This window comes from Candidatus Accumulibacter contiguus (assembly GCF_036625285.1).
GTDB lineage: Bacteria > Pseudomonadota > Gammaproteobacteria > Burkholderiales > Rhodocyclaceae > Accumulibacter > Accumulibacter contiguus.
Map to the genome: position 1 here is coordinate 3,782,489 of NZ_JAZKUC010000001.1, position 14,313 is coordinate 3,796,801.

Annotated in this window: 16 protein-coding genes and 1 tRNA gene; 3 read left to right on the forward strand and 14 right to left on the reverse strand. The window is 61.1% G+C overall.

Going from position 1 to position 14,313, the window contains the following annotated elements; translation table 11 throughout:
• Positions 1 to 4 precede the first annotated feature (4 nt).
• The 14 genes from V5B59_RS17900 to V5B59_RS17965 all read right to left on the reverse strand — a co-directional run bounded on the left by V5B59_RS17900 (position 5) and on the right by V5B59_RS17965 (position 11,893).
• On the reverse strand, positions 5 to 1,057 hold the full coding sequence (locus V5B59_RS17900) for a TerY-C metal binding domain-containing protein (RefSeq protein WP_034914108.1): 1,053 nt from the start codon (positions 1,055 to 1,057) through the stop codon (positions 5 to 7).
• A 73-nt stretch (positions 1,058 to 1,130) separates the two neighbouring features.
• On the reverse strand, positions 1,131 to 1,772 hold the full coding sequence (locus V5B59_RS17905; protein ID WP_169068995.1) for a vWA domain-containing protein: 642 nt from the start codon (positions 1,770 to 1,772) through the stop codon (positions 1,131 to 1,133).
• 7 nt (positions 1,773 to 1,779) lie between these two features.
• Complete coding sequence (locus tag V5B59_RS17910) at positions 1,780 to 2,421, reverse strand: TerD family protein (protein ID WP_034914113.1); 642 nt, start codon at positions 2,419 to 2,421, stop codon at positions 1,780 to 1,782.
• Between the two features lie 10 nt (positions 2,422 to 2,431).
• Positions 2,432 to 3,070 (reverse strand): vWA domain-containing protein, encoded by a 639-nt coding sequence (locus V5B59_RS17915; RefSeq protein ID WP_034914114.1) that lies wholly within the window; start codon positions 3,068 to 3,070, stop codon positions 2,432 to 2,434.
• Positions 3,071 to 3,098: 28 nt separating this feature from the next.
• Positions 3,099 to 3,677 carry a TerD family protein gene (locus V5B59_RS17920; protein ID WP_034914117.1) on the reverse strand — a complete coding sequence of 193 codons (579 nt, stop codon included), beginning with the start codon at positions 3,675 to 3,677 and terminating at the stop codon, positions 3,099 to 3,101.
• A 48-nt stretch (positions 3,678 to 3,725) separates the two neighbouring features.
• Positions 3,726 to 4,778: a DUF475 domain-containing protein gene (locus V5B59_RS17925; RefSeq protein WP_034914120.1), complete on the reverse strand. Its 1,053-nt coding sequence runs from the start codon at positions 4,776 to 4,778 to the stop codon at positions 3,726 to 3,728.
• Between the two features lie 46 nt (positions 4,779 to 4,824).
• The gene (zapD, locus tag V5B59_RS17930) at positions 4,825 to 5,580 is read right to left on the reverse strand and encodes a cell division protein ZapD (RefSeq protein WP_034914123.1); all 756 of its coding nucleotides are present in this window, start codon (positions 5,578 to 5,580) and stop codon (positions 4,825 to 4,827) included.
• A 60-nt stretch (positions 5,581 to 5,640) separates the two neighbouring features.
• Positions 5,641 to 6,264 (reverse strand): dephospho-CoA kinase, encoded by a 624-nt coding sequence (gene coaE, locus V5B59_RS17935; RefSeq protein WP_034914127.1) that lies wholly within the window; start codon positions 6,262 to 6,264, stop codon positions 5,641 to 5,643.
• On the reverse strand, positions 6,261 to 6,941 hold the full coding sequence (locus V5B59_RS17940) for an SPOR domain-containing protein (protein WP_332352145.1): 681 nt from the start codon (positions 6,939 to 6,941) through the stop codon (positions 6,261 to 6,263). Before V5B59_RS17940 ends, coaE begins: the two co-directional genes overlap by 4 nt.
• A gap of 8 nt (positions 6,942 to 6,949) precedes the next feature.
• The gene (locus V5B59_RS17945) at positions 6,950 to 8,314 is read right to left on the reverse strand and encodes a TrpB-like pyridoxal phosphate-dependent enzyme (RefSeq protein WP_034914145.1); all 1,365 of its coding nucleotides are present in this window, start codon (positions 8,312 to 8,314) and stop codon (positions 6,950 to 6,952) included.
• Between the two features lie 56 nt (positions 8,315 to 8,370).
• Positions 8,371 to 8,781, reverse strand: a complete 411-nt coding sequence (gene speD / locus V5B59_RS17950) for an adenosylmethionine decarboxylase (RefSeq protein ID WP_034914130.1) — start codon at positions 8,779 to 8,781, stop codon at positions 8,371 to 8,373.
• An 82-nt stretch (positions 8,782 to 8,863) separates the two neighbouring features.
• Positions 8,864 to 10,087 (reverse strand): multidrug effflux MFS transporter, encoded by a 1,224-nt coding sequence (locus V5B59_RS17955; protein WP_034914132.1) that lies wholly within the window; start codon positions 10,085 to 10,087, stop codon positions 8,864 to 8,866.
• A gap of 3 nt (positions 10,088 to 10,090) precedes the next feature.
• A complete protein-coding gene (locus V5B59_RS17960) occupies positions 10,091 to 11,590 on the reverse strand; it encodes a YifB family Mg chelatase-like AAA ATPase (protein WP_169068997.1) in 1,500 nt (499 codons plus the stop codon).
• A 57-nt stretch (positions 11,591 to 11,647) separates the two neighbouring features.
• Positions 11,648 to 11,893 (reverse strand): accessory factor UbiK family protein, encoded by a 246-nt coding sequence (locus tag V5B59_RS17965; protein WP_034909209.1) that lies wholly within the window; start codon positions 11,891 to 11,893, stop codon positions 11,648 to 11,650.
• A gap of 279 nt (positions 11,894 to 12,172) precedes the next feature.
• On the opposite strand from V5B59_RS17965, the gene glnK reads away from it, so the two are divergent.
• The 3 genes from glnK to V5B59_RS17980 all read left to right on the forward strand — a co-directional run bounded on the left by glnK (position 12,173) and on the right by V5B59_RS17980 (position 14,278).
• Positions 12,173 to 12,511: a P-II family nitrogen regulator gene (glnK, locus tag V5B59_RS17970; protein WP_034909210.1), complete on the forward strand. Its 339-nt coding sequence runs from the start codon at positions 12,173 to 12,175 to the stop codon at positions 12,509 to 12,511.
• Positions 12,512 to 12,521: 10 nt separating this feature from the next.
• On the forward strand, positions 12,522 to 14,027 hold the full coding sequence (locus tag V5B59_RS17975) for an ammonium transporter (protein WP_332352146.1): 1,506 nt from the start codon (positions 12,522 to 12,524) through the stop codon (positions 14,025 to 14,027).
• Between the two features lie 175 nt (positions 14,028 to 14,202).
• Positions 14,203 to 14,278, forward strand: a tRNA-Lys gene (locus tag V5B59_RS17980).
• Positions 14,279 to 14,313 lie beyond the last annotated feature (35 nt).

Below are 14,313 nucleotides of genomic sequence, written 5' to 3' on the forward strand. Positions count from 1 at the left end.
TTCCTCAACCCCTGCCGCGCTCGACGTCGAATCCTCCTTCTTCCCCGCTGCGCCCCGGAGCAAAAGCAACGGTCTTCTCGCACCATGGGCAGCGGGCGTTCCCCGGAGCGTTGATGCACATCAGCTTGCCGCAGTCGCAGACGGCAAAGGCCGTGGCGTTGCCGCAATACGGGCAACCCGGTGTACCGACCAGTTCCGACGTGTTGATCCTGATGTCGGTGGCACGTGCATCCGACCAGATGAAATACTCCTCGTCGAGAGGGTAGCAGCCAGCAATATCGAAGCGGGAGACCTGCACCTTGAAGTCGCGTGTTGCCACCTCCTGAGTCGCGCGGTCATACTTGATCAGGTAAGGTTTGCGTGTCTTCTGACAACGGCCCACGAGGGTTACGCACGCCTCGTCTGCCAGGGTCGACGGCGCTTCCTTGACGAGGCTGAGGATGCTCTCGTCGAGGTGCGGAATCGCCTGCGCCTCGGCTCCCTCACCGACGCTCCTGCTCTGTGCCACGACCGAGGCCGTCACCCAGTTCACAAACTTCCTGAAGTCGCCTTCGCCGGAATCCTCGAAGACGAGCACGTGTTCCGTCAGCCTGCACAACACCGAGAGATCGGCCGACTTGCCCAGGGCAACGGCGACCATGGTGGCCTTCCTGGCGTATTGGACGTTCCACTCGTCGATCGCGGCACTGGGGTCGTCGGTAGGGCGGCCGTCGGTGAATAGATAAACAATGGGTTTCCAGTCACCCTTGCGATCGGCAGTGGTTCGCAGAACGTTCTTGTCGATCTCGGCCATCAGGGCGCCAAGGGCCGCCCCCAGGTTCGTGCCGCCTCCCAAAGGCAGTTTCGGCGGATAAAAGGAGCAAACCTCCACGAGTGGGACAACGGTCCTGGCAATTCCGGCGAACGCGACAACCGAGAGGTATACCGACTCCAGTGCATGTGGATCCGCCCGCAGCGTTCGCACAATGGCCTGCAGGCCGTCCTCCATTTTTTTCAGGTTTTCGCCAACCATGGACTCTGAGCAGTCCAAAACGAAAAATACGGGCAGTCTGCGCATATCGCTCCTTTGTTCGCTCGGTTACCGGGCCGCATTTCCGGCACGGCGGTCATGCTCCCATCGCCCCCCTTTTCTACAGCACCAGCTGGATCTCCGGCGGCGGTGGCGGAAGCGGGATTTGGCCGGACACGCCGGCGCTGCTGCTCCCGACCGACACGCTGATGGTCATCCATTTGAAAAAGCTCGAGAATGCCACCGCGTCCATCGTATCGAGCGTCACGACGCAATCGGTCAGTTCAAGGAGGTGTTGCCTCTTCGCCTTGGGTCCCGCCGCGCAGGCAACGATCGATCCGAAGTTGCGCTTCCGGACCTCCGGTACCGCCTGCCGAAAAGCGTGCAGGTCGGAAGGGCTGCCGTCCGTCATCAGGAACAGCAGGGGACGCCAGTCCCCCTTGGCGTCGGCGGTGGACTTTCGCACGTCGCGGTCCACGCACTCGAGCAGCAGTTCGAGGGCCGCCCCCATGAAGGTCGCTCCGGAGTCGGGCGCGGGTACGTCTCGCAGACGCACCTGATCGAGCGGCGTGAGCGGGAGATACTCGCGCGCCTCCAGGTCAAACGTGATTACGGAAAGATGCACACTCTCCAGGGCATAGGGGTCCTGACGTAAGGCACTCAGCATTGCCTGAAGGCCGACGTTTACCGAGTGTATGGGTTCCCCCCGCATCGACCCCGAAGTATCCAGGAGGATGTAGACGGGCAATCTTCTGGCGCTCATCCAGGCCTCACACGTATTGCTTGAGGAAGCCCACGAAACTGTCCGACGGCGACGGGGTGCCTATGGCGTTGAACTTCCAGCCATCGGTCTCCCTCGTCAGTTCGGCGAAAAGCATCGAACGGCACTCCGCGTATTGCGCCCCTCCGGAAAGGTCGAAGCGAGTCATTTCGCGTCCCTTGCCGTCGACCGCCCGGATGAAGGCGTTCCGTACCTTGCCGAAACTCTGGCCGTTCTCGGTACCCTTGTAGATCTGAACGATGAAGACCAGTTTTGCGTATTTCTCGGGAAGGTCATTGAGTTTGACAATGATCTGCTCGTCGTCGCCATCTCCGTCCCCGGTGCGGTTGTCGCCCGTTAGCCAAATCTGGCCGGAGTGATGCCGCAGATTGTTGTAGAAGATCACGTCCCCATTCTTCAGCGAGGGCTTGCCATTCTCGATCGCACCCAGGTCATGGACCTTGCCATCGCTACCGCACAGGAAAGCCGCGACATCCAAATCGTAGTCCGGTGCTTTCTTGCTGAACAGCCCGCCGAGAAACCCTGTTTTCTCCTCCTGAATGTCCCAGCCGAGACCGATCGTTACCATCGACAAATCGTTGTCGCTTTTCCGAAGGCTTACGCCTTGTCCTTTCTTGAGACTGATGGCCATGGCGTCTTCCTCAAAGAACCACGTTCACTTCGGGAGGCGGAGGCGGTAGGTCGCCCAGCCCGGAAACTTCTTTCTGTCCGGCGTCGACCTTCTGGCTGCCGGTAGACACGCTGGCGGACACCCACTTGAAGAACGCCTTGATGGTGTTGGAGTCGGCCGTATCCAGTTGAACGACGACCTCAGTGATCTGTTTGAGAACCGTGGTGTCGGCTCTCGACCCAGCCGCACAGGCGACGATCATACCGGTACGGACCTTCTTGATCTTGTCCAGACCTTTTTTCCAGTCGTCCGTCGGGGAGCCGTCCGTCATGAGGAAAACCAGAGGCTTCCAGTCGCCTTTGGCGTCAGCAGTGGTCTTGGCCACCTCGGTCTCGACCCGGTCGGCCAGGAGGCTGAGAGCCGAACCCAGGGCGGTAGTACCGCTTGCGGTGAGCGACGGGGTCTGGAACGTCGCCAACTCCGTCAGCGGAACCGCCTGAGTGGCGGCACTATCGAAAGTGATCACCGAGAGAAAAGCCGTTTCAAGGGCATAGGGGTCCTGACGCAAGGTCGAGACCAGGATCTGGACGCCGTTCTTCACGGCCTCGATGGGCTCACCGCTCATCGACCCGGAGGTGTCGAGCAGCAGATAGACGGGCAATCTTCTCATTGTGAGTGTGTCCTCTTGTCGATGGTGTTCAGGCCACTGCGACGCCGAACTGCGCGCACATTGCATCGAGGCCGCCGGCGAACCCCTGACCGACGGCCTTGAACTTCCACTCTTCTCCGTATCGGTAGACCTCCCCGAAAATCATCGCCGTCTCGGTGCTGTAATCCTCGGAGAGGTCAAAACGGGCAATTTCCACGTCATCGTCGAGATTGACGATGCGCATAAAGGCGTCCGCAACCTGTCCGAAGTTCTGTTTCCGGGCAACGGCGTCGTGGATGGTCACGCAGACAAGCACACGTTTGACGTACTCAGGCACCTTGTCGAGGCTGATTTTCAGCGTTTCATCGTCGCCATCCCCCGCTCCGGTCCGGTTATCCCCGGCGTGCTCCACCGAACCGCAGGCCGAGACCAGTTGGTTGTAGAAAATGAAATCGTTGTCGCTTCGGACCTTGCCGCTCTGCCCGAGAAGGAAGGCGCTGGCGTCCAGATCGAAATCGGCCCCATCGGTGGAGCGAGCCTTCCAGCCTAGGCCGACGAGAATGCGCCTGAGATTCGGCACGTTCTTCGACAGCGAAACATTTCCCCCCTTGCTCAACGAAACAGCCATTGCCTTTCCTTTTCTGTTGGACTGAGTGTATTGGTTTGCGCCGACCTGTCAATCGGCAGCCCCCAGAGATTCCGCGGCGATCTTCCTGCGATGGACAATCGAAGAAGCGAGCGAAGCAACAATGAAACCGACACCGATGAGACCGGTGACGACTTCGGAAACATGCCAAACGATGCTTCCGAACATGATCAGGGCCAGTGCACCGATTGCGTAATGGGCACCGTGTTCGAGGAATACATACTCATCCAGTGTACCCTTCTCGACCAGATAGACCGTGAGGGAACGAACGAACATCGCGCCGATGGCAAGCCCCAGCATGATGATAAGTACATCACGCGTTACGGCAAACGCGCCAATCACGCCATCAAACGAGAATGAGGCATCCAGGACTTCAAGGTATAGAAAGCCCATGACGCCGGAACGTTTGGCAATTTGCCCCACGGCACCGGACTCCTCTTCTTCCTCGAAGAAGCCGCCAAGGCTATCTACCACAACGTAAAGAAAGACACCGGCGACACCGGCAAGCAGGATGGTCAGGCGCGTTGCGCCATCGATCGGAAGAAATGCCTGCGCAGCCAGCAGAAGGCCTAGAGCACAAGCAATCCCGACCGACTCCAGCTTGCCCAGCTTGGAAAGGAGTTCCTCGACCTTCCCGAGCCAGTGGAGTTCCTTGCCCTCATCAAACAGGAAAGACAGGAATACCAGCAGGAGGAACATCCCACCAAATGCCGCAATCCCGGCATGCGCCCCTGTCAGATGTTTGGCATATTCCTCCGGAGTATGGAGGGCCATCTGTCCGACTTCCCACATGCCATGCCCGGTGGCAACGGCAACCACGGCGATCGGGAAAAACAGACGCATCCCGAACACCGCAATCAGAATACCTACGGTCAGGAAGATCTGCCTCCACTGGTGGTCCATCTCCTTGAGGACGGACGCATTCACCACGGCGTTGTCGAAGGAGAGACTGACCTCCATGATTCCAAGCAGAAGAGCCAGCGTCATTGCGGCGAAACCTCCCTCCGCTGACTTGCTACCCCAGGCAAACGCCAAGCCAAGACACAGGAGCGTGACCAGTATCGAATAACGAAAGTATCGCATACCCTCTCCCAGGGAATTTACCCAAACCAGAACGTCAGGAAAGCGGCTACAGATTGCAGAAAAGCATGTCGAACTCGACGTCGTTATCGCAGTGACGCGGCCGATGATCGCTGTCCGGACGAGTGAAGCGGATGTTCAGCGCGTACTTGTTGGCGCTGATTTCCGGGATGTAGGGGTCGTGTAGTTTGAGCGAAATGCGGACCATCTGCGAACTGCTGCCGCCGAGCATCAACTGGAAGGCGCCGCCCATGGCTACATGGTGCTCGGGGTGACCGCTGGCGCGCAACAAGCGCAGCACGATGGTCAGCGCGTCACGCAGCGGCAGCATCGGTTGCAGCCAGGCAAGCAGGGCGTCGCGTCGCAGCCCGGGGTCCTGATGCCGCCAGTAATGGTAGGAAGGGAGATCGAATTCGCAGACGCCACCGGGAATGCTGGCACGACTCTTGATGCTCATCAGCCAGTCGTTGTCGCGAAGATGCTGGCCGATCTTGCCGGCCATCCCGAGCAGCGCCGCAGAAGACTGCTCGATCTCGTAGAGGGCGCCGGCAAGTGCATCTTCAGAGATGTCCGGATTGTTGCGAAAACTCAACAGGCTCTGGCGCTGGCGTTCGAGTTCCTGAATCAGATCCATTTTCAGGTCGGCACGCCCGGCCACATCAAGGATCTCGAACAGGGTCATGAGGACAACATGGTGCTCCTGCGAGCCATCCCGTTGCAGGAAGCTGTTCGCCTTGTGGAATAAATCCTCCAGTCGCAACAGCGTGCGGATGCGTTCATTGAAAGGATATTCGTATGTGATCACACAGCCGCCAGCGTGGGGAACGGGAATTTTCGATAATTCTGAAGCATATGCAGCAAAACCTCAACGCCCAACATGCGCTTTGGCGCGTGCCAGTTCAAGATAATGCTGGTGCAGTACATCCACTTGCGGCCACAAGGCGTCGAGGTCGCCATCATTTTGCACCAGATCGTCGGCCGCCGCCCGCCGCTCGAGCCGCGAGGCCTGCGTGGCCATGATCGCCCGGACAGCCTCGGCGGCAATGCCGCTACGTGCCATGACGCGAGAAATCTGCACGGCCTCGTCACAGTCGACGACCAGCACCCGATCAGCGCGCTCGCGGTAGCCGCCCGTTTCGACCAGCAAGGGAACGACCAGCAGCACATAGGGCGCTTGCGTGGCAGCCGCACAGCGCGCCTTGCTCTGCTCCCGGATCAAGGGATGCAGGATCGCTTCGAGTCTTGCCTTCGCGGAGCGATCGGAGAACACCAGGCTGCGCATGGCGACACGATCCAGCGCACCATCGGCACGCAATACGCTGTCGCCGAAAGCGAGGGCAATCGCCGCCATGGCAGCGCCCTGCGGAGCCGTCAGCGCATGCGCAATGGCATCGGTATCCACCAGGGCCGCCCCGCGCTCGACAAAGAGTTCTGCGACCGTGCTCTTGCCACTGCCGATGCCGCCGGTCAAACCGACAATGAAGCTCATGGGGCGGCCTCGGCCTTGACTCTGCAGGCCACCGGGCTGGCCTTCGGCAAGCGTGCGACAATCGCCTGACGCAGCGCTTCCGCCTGTGCTTCAGGACCCCGGATTTCAAGGATGTGGAACGGTGGTCGGCCCTTGCGCTCGGCCATTCTGGCAGATTTGACCCCTTTCGCCTGCAGGGTTGCCAGCCCTGCGTTCGCCGCTTCCTCGGTGCGGTAGGTGCCCAGCGAAATCGCCAACTGGTTGGGGCCGCTGGCCTGGACAACGAAATAATCCTGGATGCCCAACTGTTGCAATTCGGCCGTTTTCTTGCTCACTTCTTCCTTGTTGGCCAATGGCGGGACAAACACCCAGTAGCCACTGTTCTCCGCCACCGTGCGGCGCGTCGCCTTGAAGTCGGCAAATTGTTCGCCCAACAGTCGCTCGATCTGGTCAGCCTCGGCGCTTGCCAGTTCGCTCCACAACTGACAGCTTGCCGCATCCTTGCTCTCGGGCACTGCTTCTGCTTCCCTGCTCGCTGGGCGCGGCGGCTCGCCTCGCGCAAGCACCCTGACCTGATCGGCTAGCAATTGCTGCTCGAGGCGCCGCGCGTCGGGACTGGCAGGCGTGCCAAGGTAGCCTCGTGCCCAGACGAAAAACAGCAGATTGGCGAGGATCAGAAGAAAAACGGCGAGCCGCATCGAGACGATCATCCGACCTTCGGCAGATGTTCGAGCGAAGTCTGAATGGCCGCGGCCGGGTACTCGAAATCCTCGAGCTCACCCGCGAAATACCGGTCATAGGCCGCCATGTCGAAGTGGCCGTGACCTGTGAGGTTGAAAAAAATCGTTTTCGCCTCGCCGTTCTGCTTGCAGCACAGCGCCTCGTCGATGGCCGCCCGGATCGCGTGGTTGGACTCGGGCGCGGGAATGATGCCCTCGGCGCGAGCAAATATCACGCCGGCCTCAAAGGTCGCCAACTGTGACACGGCGACGGCCTCGATCAGGCCCTCGTGATAGAGCTGTGAAACGAGCGGGGAATCGCCGTGGTAGCGCAGGCCACCGGCGTGGATGCCCGGTGGCATGAAATCATGACCGAGCGTGTACATCTTCATCAGCGGCGTGAAGCCTGAGGCATCGCCGAAATCGTAGGCATAAATGCCCTTGGTCAGCGTCGGACAGGAACTCGGTTCAACGGCAACCAGTCGCGTCGGTCTGCCCTTGTGTCCGCCGGCAGCGTTGTCGGCGATGAACGGAAAAGCCACACCGGCAAACGACGAACCGCCGCCACAGGGTGCAAAAATGACATCCGGCCAGTCGCCCGCCATCGCGAACTGCTTCTTCGCTTCCTGACCAATGACCGTCTGATGCAGCGCGACGTGATTGAGGACCGAGCCGAGCGTGTAACTGGTATCGGCCCGGGAAGCGGCTTCCTCGACGGCTTCGGAAATGGCGATGCCCAGCGAACCCTGGTTCTCCGGATCCTGCTCCAGGAGGTCGCGACCGGTCTGGGTCATCATCGACGGGCTGGCAAACACCTCGGCGCCCCAGGTCTGCATCATCGAACGTCGGAAGGGCTTCTGCTGGTAGCTGACGTTGACCATGTAGACACGCACCTCGAGGCCGAACATCTGACCGGCAAAAGCCATCGAACAACCCCATTGCCCGGCACCGGTTTCGGTCGTGATGCGCTTGATGCCTGCCTGCTGGTTGTAATAAGCCTGCGGCACGGCAGTGTTGGGCTTGTGTGAACCGGCAGGCGAGACACCTTCGAATTTGTAGTAAATCCTGGCCGGCGTTCCGAGCGCCTCCTCAAGCCGCCGCGCACGAATCAATGGTGACGGACGCCACAGCCGATAGACTTCGCGCACCGCATCCGGAATCGGGATCCAGCGCTCGGCCGACATCTCCTGTTCGAGGATCGCCATCGGAAAAATCATCCCCATCTGCTCCGGGGACACCGGCTGGCAATCCGGACCCAGCGGCGGCAGCGGCGGATTGGGCAGGTCGGCGACGACGTTGTACCAGTGGGTAGGGATCTCGGACTGTTCAAGAGTATAACGAAGTGATTCCACGCGGCCTCCGTACATTTTTTTATCGAAGTTCCCAAGTATACCCTTGGATACCTCCATTAATCATTTTCGCCAACCTTGCCGAAAGCCCTGACATGCTCCGGAATGCCACGTTCCAGCTCGCGTCGACGCACGCGCGCGGGCGCAAAGGCGCCGATCAGGCGTTGGCAGGCGATGCGCGCGGCAGCGCTGTTGTCCTGGCTGAAATTGCAGACATACAGATCCAGGGTGACTGCCTGTATTTCCGGCCAGGTATGCACGGCAAGATGCGACTCGGCGAGCACCACGACACCCGTCGCGCCGAATGGATCCAGCGCACTGCCGAATTGGTGAAAGGCCACTCCGACGGGTGTCAGCCCCGGCGTGGCGCAAACGGCCAGGCAGAGTTCTCGCAACGCGCCGGCGTCCGCAAGCAACTGCGGAGCGCAGCGGCACTCGTAGAGTTCAGCGAGCAGGTGCAGGCCATGCATGGCAAACCCCCTGGTTCCGGGAGGCAGAGCAGCAAGCGGGCATGCTCGTTTCTCGGTGTCTGATCCCGTTTACCCGCGAGACTTACGGCAAACACACGAGTCGAAGCTCGGGCGACCTTTGCCGTTGCTGGAGCACGGTGGCGAAAGCGCCGAGCAACAGCAAACCGCCCATACCAAGCGCCAGGGTCAGCGTCGACCCCCACAGTAGCGGCGCGATCAGTCCGGCAGCCAGCGTGTTGAAACCGGACTGCAGGAAAGTCTGGCAGGAAGCGGCCAGGCCCCGCTGTTCCGGGAACAGGTCAAGCGCCCGCAGAGTCAGGCAGGGCATTGCCAGGGACATGCCGAGAGTGAATCCGAAGAGTGGCAACACGCTCCATGGCAGCGCCGGTGGCAGCACCAGATTGAGTGCGATGTTGAGCGCTGCCGCAGCACTCATCACCAGATAGCCGACAGCAATCGTGCATGCCGGCGAGAGCTTGCCGGCGAGCCTGCCGGAAAGCCACGAGCCGATCATCAGGCCACCCATGGCCGGGCCGAACAGCCACAGGAAACCGGTTGCCGCAACACCCAGATGCTGCATCAGAAAAACCGGCGCCGACAGCACGTAGATGAAAAAAGCGGCGAAATTGAACGCCAGCGCAAAGCAGGTCAGCAGGAAAGTGGGGGAAGTCAGCACTTTCCAGTAGCTGCGGGCCAGGTAGCCGGCGTTCAAGGACTGGCGCTGGTGGCGAGGCAGGGTTTCCGGCAGCAGGAACCAGCAGGCCAGCCACAGACCGACGCTGCTCAGCACCAGGAAGGCAAACACCGAGCGCCAGCCAAACCATGACTGCAACCAGCCGCCGAGCACCGGCGCGATCGCCGGAGCGAGAGCGAACATCATCGTGACCTGCGATATCAGCCGCTGTGCGGCCTCCCCATCGTAGAGATCGCGGACGATCGCCCGACAAATGACGATGCCGGCACCAGCAGTCATCCCCTGCAGGGCGCGCAGCAGCCAGAGGTGTTCGATGCGTGTGGCGAACATGCAGCCTGCCGAGGCCAGCGCAAAGAGCGCGACGGTCGTCAGGATCACCCGGCGGCGACCGAGCGCATCGGAGATGGCACCATGCCACAGGGTCATCAGCGCGAAAGGCAGCAGATACGCGCTCAGCGTCTGCTGAACCTGCAAGGGCGTGGCACCCAGCGATGTGCCGATGTCGTGGAACGATGGCAGGTAGGTATCGATCGAGAAGGGGCCGAGCGCCGCCAGCGCTGCCAGCAGACAGATCAGACTGCGCGGCGCAGCCGCGGGGTTTCCTTGTGGCATGGATCAATCCTTCGTGAAGCGACGGTACTGTACGGCTTCAGCAACATGCTGTGCCTCGATGGCGTCGCTCCCTCTGATATCGGCAATCGTCCGTGCCACCTTGAGTAGACGATGAAAGGCGCGTGCCGAAAGATCGAAGCGACTGATCGCCTGTTTCAGAAGCGCCGCCGCTGCCGCTGCGGGCTGGCAGTATTGGTCGATTTCCCTGATGCTCAGGCGCGCGTTGGCTTTTCCCTGCCGCCGGAGCTGCCTTCCGCGAGCCTGCGTGACACGCGCACGCACGCTCGCCGACGCTTCGCCGTCCGGCGCCTGCTGCAGGACTTCCGCAGGCACCGCCGGTACTTCGATCTGCAGATCGATGCGGTCGAGCAGCGGGCCGGAGAGCTTGCTGCGATAACGCAGCACCTGGTCCGGCGTACACCGGCAACGGCCGCGCGGATCCCCGTAATATCCGCAAGGACAGGGATTCATCGCCGCGACGAGCTGGAACTGCGCCGGAAATTCGGCTTGCCGGGCAGCGCGCGAGATATGGATACGCCCCGAGTCGAGCGGTTCGCGCAGCGCTTCGAGTACCCGCCGATCGAACTCGGGGATCTCGTCGAGAAAAAGTACGCCCTGATGCGCCAGCGAGATCTCTCCGGGATGCGGGACGCTGCCGCCGCCGACCAGCGCGGCGGTGGAAGCCGTATGGTGTGGCGCCCGAAAGGGATGGCGGCGAAAGAGTTCGGGGCGAAATTGCCCGGCCAGCGACAGCACCGCAGCCGATTCGAGCGCGGCAGCCAGCGTCATCGGCGGCAGCAAACCGGGGAGCCGGCTGGCAAGCATCGACTTGCCGGTACCCGGCGGACCGGCGAAGAGGAGCGAATGTTCCCCTGCAGCGGCGATTTCAAGGCCACGCTTGGCCTGTGCCTGGCCACGCACGTCAGCAAGATCAGGATAGTCGATGCGCGCATCGAGAGCCACATCGGCGACGAGACATTCAGCCAGCACCGCCTGCCCGGTGAGGTGCGCGCAAACCTCGAGCAGGGTATTGGCGGTGAGCACCTGCACCTGGTCGGCCAGGGCTGCCTCGCGGGCGCTGCTGGCCGGGAGCACGAAGCTGCGCCCCATGCTGCCGGCAGCCAGAACCATCGCCAGCGCCCCGCGGATCGGCCGCAACTCGCCGGAGAGTGACAGTTCGCCGGCGAATTCATGACCGGCCAGCTTGGTGGCCGGGATCTGGCCCGAGGCAGCGAGGATGCCAAGGGCTATCGGCAGATCGAAGCGGCCTGATTCCTTCGGCAGATCGGCCGGAGCGAGGTTTACCGTGATCCGCTTGCGGGGAAATTCGAAGCCCGCGTTTTGCAGTGCCGCCCGCACCCGATCGCGTGCTTCCTTGACTTCGGTATCGGGCAGCCCGACCACGGTAACGCTTGGCAGACCACCCGCCAGATGTACCTCGACCGCAACTTCCGGGGCCGCAAGGCCATCGAGTCCGCGGCTATGCACAATGGCGAGAGGCATCTCGATCAGCCAGTCGGCCGGCGACCACAGGCGGCGCTGTGCGCCAGCGTCGGCCGCTCAGGCCGGCTGGTCCGGCGGGTTCTCCAGCCGATCGAGACGCGCTTCGAGCGCCTTCAGTTTTTCTCTGGTGCGCTGGAGAACCTGCGTCTGGATGTCGAACTCCTCACGACTGACCAGGTCAAGCTTGGCCAGTCCGCTGGAGAGCAATGCACGCGCGTTTTTCTCGATATCGGCGGCCGGACTCGCGGCAATGAGAGCGCTCAAACGAGCGCCGAGATCTTCAAGGAATTTCGGGTCGAGCATGGTGATCACCGAATGGCGCAAGTGGTTACAGGGAGATTCGAGTGTAGCACAAGCGAACTGCACGGCAGATGTTGCACCAAAAAGGGGCATTACACCCGGAAGCTGCGCTATCGCAGTGCGGCATCCATTGCCTGGCGCTACCAGTAAGAAACACTGCTCTGATTTATCAAAACAAATAATTATGGCACGGAATCTGCTTTGATTTGTCCAGCATTTCCTTAAACCGTCATTATTTCAACCGGGGAAGCATCTTCAGCCACCCCTGATATGGAGAGCATCATGAAAATGGTAACTGCCATCATCAAGCCCTTCAAGCTCGATGAAGTACGAGAAGCGCTGTCGGCGATTGGCGTGCAGGGAATCACCGTCACCGAAGTCAAAGGTTTCGGGCGCCAGAAGGGCCACACAGAGCTGTATCGTGGCGCAGAGTACGTCGTCGACTTCCTGCCCAAGGTCAAGGTCGAAGCTGCGATCAGCGACAGTCTCCTCGACCAGGTGATCGAGGCCATCGAAAAATCTGCCAGCACCGGCAAGATCGGCGACGGCAAGATCTTCATTTCGGCCATTGAACAAGTCATCCGCATTCGCACCGGCGAGACCGGTGAAGAAGCACTGTGAGGAGCAAATCATGAGATGCACATTCGCCATCCTCGCCCTGCTCGGCGCCGTCAGCATCGGCGCTCCGGCCTGGGCGGAAGACAAACCTGCCGCGGCCGGTGCGGCAAGCACCTCCGAGCTTGCCGCACCGGCCGCGGCACCGGCAGCGGCAGCGGCAGCGGCCAGCGCCGAACCTGTGGCGGCCGCGGCCGCGGCAGCCCCGGCTCTGATCGCCAACAAGGGCGACAACGCCTGGCTCATGACCAGCGCCGCGCTGGTCATCCTGATGTCGATCCCAGGCCTGGCACTGTTCTACGGGGGGCTGGTGCGTACCAAGAACATGCTCTCGGTGCTGATGCAGGTCTTCGTGACCTTCTCGCTGATCAGTGTGCTGTGGGTGATCTACGGCTACTCGGTGGCCTTCACCGAAGGCGGTGGCTTCTTTGGCGTGCTCGACAAGATCTTCCTCAAGGGGATCACCGTCGACTCGGTCGCTGCCACCTTCAGCAAGGGCGTGGTCGTCTCGGAGTTGGCCTATGTCATCTTTCAGGGCGCTTTCGCAGCCATCACCTGCGGGCTGATCGTCGGCGCCTTTGCCGAGCGTGCGAAATTTGCCGCGATCCTCGTCTTCATGGTGATCTGGTTTACGCTCTCCTATCTGCCGATGGCTCACATGGTGTGGTACTGGGCAGGTCCGGACGCCTATCTTGACGCGGCAACTGGCGAGGCAGCCACCAAGACGGCCGGCTTCCTGTTCCAGAAAGGCGCACTCGACTTCGCCGGCGGCACCGTGGTGCACATCAACGCCGCCGTTGCCGGTCTGGTTGGCGCGATCGTCATCGGCAAGCGAATCGGCTACGGCCGCGAATCGATGGCTCCACACAGCCTGACCTTCACGATGATCGGTGCTTCGCTGCTGTGGTTCGGCTGGTTCGGCTTCAACGCCGGCTCGGCGCTCGAAGCGAGCGGTGGTGCAGCACTGGCGATGGTCAATACCTGGGTCGCCACTGCTTGTGCGGCAATGTCCTGGATGCTGGCCGAATGGATGATCAAGGGCAAGCCCTCGATGCTCGGCGCAGCTTCCGGAGCCGTAGCCGGTCTGGTGGCAATCACCCCGGCGGCAGGATTCGTCGGTGTCGTCGGCGCCATTGTCATTGGCCTGCTGGCGGGTGTGATCTGCCTGTGGGGCGTCAATGGGCTGAAGCGATTGATCGGTGCTGACGATTCACTCGACGTCTTTGGTGTGCATGGCGTCGGCGGCATGCTCGGTGCAATCCTGACTGGCGTCTTCGCCGATCCTTCGCTTGGTGGTACCGGCGTCTATGACTACGTCCTCAACAAGGTCGGCGACTACGACATGACTGCCCAGGTGATCAGCCAGTTGTGGGGGGTTGGTACCGTGATCGTCTGGTCGGGAGTGGTTTCTCTGGTCGCTTTCAAACTGGTCGACATGGTCATCGGCCTGCGGGTACCCGAAGAAGAAGAGCGCGAAGGTCTCGACATCACTTCACACGGCGAATCGGCCTACCATTACTAGGTTTTCTCATAATCCGTTCTCTCCCCTTGAGGGCGCCTTCACGGCGCCCTTTTTTTCTGGGAACGGTGTCGATACGTCAAGTGCATAGGCAGCAAATGGCTAAGCCAACGGAATGGAAAAGCGCCCGCCTGCATTGACAGACATCAGGCCCTTCCCTATACTCCGCGGTTTCCCAGGGTTGGTAGCTCAGTCGGTAGAGCACTGGACTTTTAATCCATTGGTCGTGGGTTCGAATCCCACCCAACCCACCAAGCGAAAACAGTTGCTGCGTCAGTCGTTGAAGGCA

Coding starts and splice junctions, on each gene's coding strand:
- V5B59_RS17900 (WP_034914108.1), bottom strand. CDS start 1,057: ATGCGCAGACTGCCCGTATTTTTCGTTTTGGACTGCTCAGAGTCCATG.
- V5B59_RS17905 (WP_169068995.1), bottom strand. CDS start 1,772: ATGAGCGCCAGAAGATTGCCCGTCTACATCCTCCTGGATACTTCGGGG.
- V5B59_RS17910 (WP_034914113.1), bottom strand. CDS start 2,421: ATGGCCATCAGTCTCAAGAAAGGACAAGGCGTAAGCCTTCGGAAAAGC.
- V5B59_RS17915 (WP_034914114.1), bottom strand. CDS start 3,070: ATGAGAAGATTGCCCGTCTATCTGCTGCTCGACACCTCCGGGTCGATG.
- V5B59_RS17920 (WP_034914117.1), bottom strand. CDS start 3,677: ATGGCTGTTTCGTTGAGCAAGGGGGGAAATGTTTCGCTGTCGAAGAAC.
- V5B59_RS17925 (WP_034914120.1), bottom strand. CDS start 4,778: ATGCGATACTTTCGTTATTCGATACTGGTCACGCTCCTGTGTCTTGGC.
- coaE (WP_034914127.1), bottom strand. CDS start 6,264: ATGAGCTTCATTGTCGGTTTGACCGGCGGCATCGGCAGTGGCAAGAGC.
- V5B59_RS17940 (WP_332352145.1), bottom strand. CDS start 6,941: ATGCGGCTCGCCGTTTTTCTTCTGATCCTCGCCAATCTGCTGTTTTTC.
- speD (WP_034914130.1), bottom strand. CDS start 8,781: ATGCATGGCCTGCACCTGCTCGCTGAACTCTACGAGTGCCGCTGCGCT.
- V5B59_RS17955 (WP_034914132.1), bottom strand. CDS start 10,087: ATGCCACAAGGAAACCCCGCGGCTGCGCCGCGCAGTCTGATCTGTCTG.
- V5B59_RS17960 (WP_169068997.1), bottom strand. CDS start 11,590: ATGCCTCTCGCCATTGTGCATAGCCGCGGACTCGATGGCCTTGCGGCC.
- V5B59_RS17965 (WP_034909209.1), bottom strand. CDS start 11,893: ATGCTCGACCCGAAATTCCTTGAAGATCTCGGCGCTCGTTTGAGCGCT.
- glnK (WP_034909210.1), top strand. CDS start 12,173: ATGAAAATGGTAACTGCCATCATCAAGCCCTTCAAGCTCGATGAAGTA.
- V5B59_RS17975 (WP_332352146.1), top strand. CDS start 12,522: ATGAGATGCACATTCGCCATCCTCGCCCTGCTCGGCGCCGTCAGCATC.